The organism is Vibrio sp. YT-19(2023) (assembly GCF_033337395.1).
In genome coordinates this window covers 1-771 of the sequence record NZ_JAWOQN010000385.1, presented here as the reverse complement: position 1 = coordinate 771, position 771 = coordinate 1, and the positions used below count along the sequence as shown (strand labels likewise).

The window sequence follows — 771 nt, the reverse complement described above, 5'->3', positions numbered from 1 at the left end:
ATCCAGCGGCTGTTGCGTAAAACAAAAGCACTCTATTTTGTTGAAGTAAGCTGCACCGTTGCCGGGAGAAACGGAAGGCACCGCCTGCCCCACCAGCCTTTGTCCACTTTCGTTAAATGCCAAGTATTCAGTTTGCACGACCTCCCCTGGATGAACATTCATCGAAATGACTTTCGGCTTAAACTCCCACGGCATATCTGGGTTGACGTGTGCCATAAACTCCACACGAATCGTCCGGCTCAAATCGGGTTGCATCCCCGTAGGTTGAATCGCTGCAACATCACTGGTTTTACCGTTGATGCCTAACGCATCACACATCACGTCATAGAGCGGCACGAGCGCAAAACCAAACCCGAACATGGCAAAAGTGGCCAGCACTAACTTTATCGTGAGCTTTTTGTGGGATGATTTGTCTGCCATGTCCTTCGCCTCTCGTTCCGTTAATCCACTTTAGGCGGCGTACTAAAGGTGTGATGAGGCGCAGGGCTTGGCACAGTCCACTCTAATCCTTCTGCACGCTCCCAAGGCTTGGCCGACGCTTTCTCTCCGCCACGAATGCACTTGATCACGACCCACAAGAAAATCAGTTGCGACAAACCAAAGGCAAAGCCGCCGATAGATACGATTTGGTTCACATCCGCAAATTGAATCGCGTAATCAGGGATTCTTCGCGGCATGCCCGCCAAACCTAAAAAATGCATCGGGAAGAAAAGGGCATTGACGGAAATGACTGAGCACCAAAAATGCCACAAACTCAACTTGTGGTCGTAC

General features: G+C 50.3%; 2 protein-coding genes. Both read right to left on the bottom strand.

Features of this window, described 5'->3' with window-relative positions:
- On the bottom strand, positions 1-420 hold a 420-nt coding region (locus R7E78_RS26060; protein ID WP_318058602.1), incomplete at its 3' end, for a cytochrome c oxidase assembly protein.
- Positions 421-440: 20 nt separating this feature from the next.
- On the bottom strand, positions 441-771 hold a 331-nt coding region (locus R7E78_RS26055), incomplete at its 5' end, for a cbb3-type cytochrome c oxidase subunit I (RefSeq protein ID WP_318058601.1).